Origin of the sequence: Streptomyces sp. NPDC051940, from assembly GCF_040680895.1 — a bacterium.
GTDB lineage: Bacteria > Actinomycetota > Actinomycetes > Streptomycetales > Streptomycetaceae > Streptomyces.
The window spans coordinates 1-3,763 of the sequence record NZ_JBFAXR010000256.1 but is presented as its reverse complement, the minus strand read 5'-3'; the positions used below and the strand labels follow the sequence as shown (position 1 = coordinate 3,763).

3 protein-coding genes and 1 pseudogene are annotated in these 3,763 nt (G+C 70.8%); all 4 read left to right on the top strand.

Annotated elements, in window-relative coordinates; translation table 11 throughout:
* Positions 1-1,543, top strand: a 1,543-nt coding sequence (locus tag AB0M28_RS40090; RefSeq protein ID WP_365415721.1) for a hypothetical protein, incomplete at its 5' end; no start/stop codon positions are given.
* Between the two features lie 598 nt (positions 1,544-2,141).
* Entirely contained in the window at positions 2,142-2,381 is a 240-nt protein-coding gene (locus AB0M28_RS40085) for a hypothetical protein (RefSeq protein WP_361181494.1), read from the top strand.
* A gap of 495 nt (positions 2,382-2,876) precedes the next feature.
* On the top strand, positions 2,877-3,107 hold the full coding sequence (locus AB0M28_RS40080) for a hypothetical protein (RefSeq protein ID WP_361181496.1): 231 nt from the start codon (positions 2,877-2,879) through the stop codon (positions 3,105-3,107).
* A 211-nt stretch (positions 3,108-3,318) separates the two neighbouring features.
* Positions 3,319-3,763 (top strand): annotated as a pseudogene (locus AB0M28_RS40075) (ATP-binding protein); the annotation flags it as partial.

Sequence of the window (3,763 nt, the reverse complement as noted above, 5' to 3'; positions counted from 1 at the left end):
CAAGCTCAAGACGGCGAGGAAGAACTACCCGACGACGCTGAAGGCTCGGGCGATTCAGGCGCACGCGGTGCACACGGTGCCGGGCGCCGGCATTTCCGCTCTCGATAGATGTGCCATAACTCCACGCGAATTTGGAGCGGCGGAAGAAACCGCAGGTCAAAGCCAAGATGCGGGAGACTGGTTCGGCGCTCGCTTCCCGAGCCTGGACCGGCTGTCGTTGGCGGCCGGATCACTGGCCGCGCTGCCGGACTGGCGGGGGCAGGAAGGTCCCCGCTTCCGCATCACGCTGGGTCCGGCGTGCATCACGGTCGGGCACAAGGATCTGGCCCGCGCTGAGCGGACTGCCGAGCGGGCCGAGCGCCGGGCCCGGATGGACGCGCACGATCTCGGCTCGTACTGGGCCGAGTACGTCGGGGACCGGGCGCCGGTCGATCCCCGGGCGCCGATCACCGGCTGGTCGCGACGCTCCCGTGCCCGGCTGTTCCACGCGACGGGTGAGCTGGACTACGCGCCGATGGTCGTGGGCAGGAAGGGCCCGGTCATGACGACGCTGACCTACCCGGACCAGTGGCTGAGGGTCGCGCCGACCGGCGCCGCCGCAAAGAAGCACCTGGAGACGTTCTACGTGCGGTTCGAGCGGGCGTGGGGCGTCCCGTTCTGCGGGCTCTGGAAGGAGGAATTCCAGCGCCGTGGCGCGGTCCACTTCCACCTGTGGCACCCGCGCCCGGACGGCCTGGCGGGCACGGCCCGGCGGTTCGAGTACGAGGGCAAGCTCGCGGCCTGGAAGGCGGCGAAGGAAGCCGGGGAGAAGGGCTTGCGCAAGCCCTACTGGCGTGACGCGGTCGGGGACGGCCTGCCCTATGACCAGTGGCTGTCCCTCGTGTGGGCGGACATCGTGGACCACCCGGACCCGGAGGAGAAGGCGAAGCACCTCCAGCACGGGGCGTTCGTCTCGGAGGTGGAGGAAGGCCACGTCAACACGCCCGCCAAGCTGGCGGCCTACTTCGCCAAGCACGGCGCGTTCATGGCGAAGGACTACCAGAACAAGGTGCCGGAAGCCTGGCGGGCGCCGGGCAAGGGACCGGGCCGGTTCTGGGGCTACAAGGGGCTCAAGCGGGAGGTCCGTGTCGTTGACGTCGCTCCAGCCGACGCCGACCGGGCCGCCCGCGTCCTGCGGCGGCTTTCCTCCCGTGAGCGGTACTTCGACCCGACCTACATCAACGCGGCCGGGGAAGTGGTCGGCTGCTTCCGGTGGAAGAAGGCGGTCCGGGAAGTGCGCGTCCAGCGGGGCGCCCGACTGATCGACCACGAGACCGGCGAATGCAAGCCCCGGTACCGCAAGGTGATGCGTCCGGCCGTGAAGTTCGCGTCCGGGTCCGGGTTCCTGTGCCTGGACGACGCACCGACGACGCTCATCAACGTCGCGCGAGCGCTCGACATCTGGCGGGAGTACGCACCCCCCACGGCCCGCCAGGAGCAAGCGCGGGAACGGGCGGTCCAACGGCGGACGCTCGAACTCGCCGCGACCCGCCGCCGGGCGTAACTGGCTGAGCCTCCTCGGAAGGGAGGCGCCAGCCGAACGGCCGGCGCCTCCCTTCCGGTCGTGATGCATAGGTGTGGCGGCGAAAGTGCCAGAGGTGCCCGCGGCTTGCCACGCCACGAGACGTGCCGCGTACGGTCCCCGGCATGACCATGCGCATGAGGGCCTGCGGGTTCTGTCAGGAGTCGTTCGAGCTGGCCTCAACAGGGCGGCCACCCCGGTACTGCTCGGCCACCTGCCGGAAGAAGGCGTGGGAGAAGCGGCGCCTGGACCAGGCCGTGGCCGTGGCCGTGGCGAAGGCGGTCGCTGCCGAGCAGCGCCGGGGCCGGATTCGTGGGAACGAAAGTCCGGGGACCCCAGGGAATCGTGGGAACGAAACTCCGTCGCAGGCCAGCGGCCCGCAGCAGCCACAGCTACCGCTCGCCGATCCCCGGCTCCAGCTCGCCCGGCCGCCTGCTCCGCTCCCGTCCGGGCAGTCCCAGCGGCAGCGTCGGCGGCTCCTGCCTCCCCCGCCGGGCGCCACCCGGGACCCGGAAACGCCTTGATCGGCTGTCGGTCCTGATCACTACGGTGGGTCGCCTGGTGATCACGGGGAGGACTGATGCGCCACCAGGGACACGACCATGACCAGGCGTTGGCGGCGGTGCTGGCCGCTCTGCTCCTGGTGGGTGGAACGCTGATCGTGCGGGAGCTGCTCGGGCTGTGGCCCGCGGTGGCGGTCGGCATGGCTCCCGCCCTCGCGCTCTACGGCGGCCCGCCCGCGGCTCGCCGGATAGTGGCCGAGGTCGAGGTGCGACGGATGCGCCGGCACCTTGCCCACCACGACCGGGCAGCCGGATGACCGGCCACGACGGACGGCGACCGCAGTCGCGTCCCCGCGACTGCCCCACGGCGCCCGGCCACATCGCGGCAGCAGCCCGCTCCCCAGCAACCCCGAGACGGGCCGCAAGGTCGCCTCACGCGGCTCAGCACCGCGACGGCGGGGGTACGGCGGTCCGGGAGGCTGACAGGCGCTCAGACGGCCGCGTAGGGCCGCGAGTCCCCCTCCCCTCCCCGCTGCCCTGTCTGCGAGCACAACGGCGATGCCCGCAGTCGGCAGAGCACGCGCCATGTAAACCGCTCAGCGATGCCGCCCCCGGGTGCGCGGGCCGGTCGGCGGCCGGGCCGGAGCGGGGCGAAGACAGGAGCGTCGGCCGGGCCGGGGGCCGGGCCGCGCGGCCCGCTCGCGGGCCGCCTTGATGACGTAGGGAAAGTTGTACCGCAAAAAGAGCAACGTGATTCAGCCATTCCGATTCAGCTACTTGCTGAGGGTGCGCGAGTGTGTCAGTCTCAACACATGACGCAGAAGACACCGGCCGAACTCAGGGCCGACGCAGAGGCGGCACTCAAGCCGTTGGGACAGAGGCGGATCAAGCTCCTGGCTCAGCTCGAAGAGATCGACCGGGAGATGCGTCCGTTGATCGCAGAGGCGGTGCGGATGGAGGTCCCCTACCGCCGCATCAACGAACTGTCGGCGGTCTCTCCGAACACGGCCCGAGCGTGGGCCAAGAAGGCGGCCGGGAGCTAGATCGAAAACGGCTCCCTCGCGCGCGCACGCGTAGGGCCCCCCTCCTGGAAACCGCCGCAACCTGGAAACCCGCAGGTCACACGCGGTTGCGGGGGTGCAACCGGGGGCGCGAGCGCAACCGAGGCAGCAACCCACCCAAATAGGGCGGGCCGAGATCACCATGCGACGGCGATCCCGGCCCTATCCACGACACCTCGCGAAAGGATCCATCGTGGACAGCAAGGCAGTCTGGTCGAAGATCAGCGAGCCGACCAAGTCGGCACGGATCAAGTCGGCTGAAACCATCACGAACCTGCTCGACAGCATGACGCCGACCTTCGCGCCGCTCGCGGCCCGTTGGGACACCGAGGCGGACCGCCGGGCGAAGCTCCGGACCCCGGAGAACCTGAAGGCGCTCATGGACGCACAGCGCGCCCACAACAGCGCGCGGTCGACGGCGGCGTCGGCTCGGTCGCAGCGGTCGGCGGCGCGGAAGGCGTCCAAGAACCCGCTGTCGGCCGCCCGTCGGGCGGCTCGCACGGCGGACAAGGCGGCCCGCTCGCACCGCGACGACGCGAAGAGCAAGCTCAAGACGGCGAGGAAGAACTACCCGACGACGCTGAAGGCTCGGGCGATTCAGGCGCACGCGGTGCACACGGTGCCGGGCGCCGGCATTT

Bases quoted from the DNA above. Each gene is read 5' to 3' on its own strand.
- AB0M28_RS40085 (WP_361181494.1), top strand. From the start codon at position 2,142: ATGCGCCACCAGGGACACGACCATGACCAGGCGTTGGCGGCGGTGCTG.
- AB0M28_RS40080 (WP_361181496.1), top strand. From the start codon at position 2,877: ATGACGCAGAAGACACCGGCCGAACTCAGGGCCGACGCAGAGGCGGCA.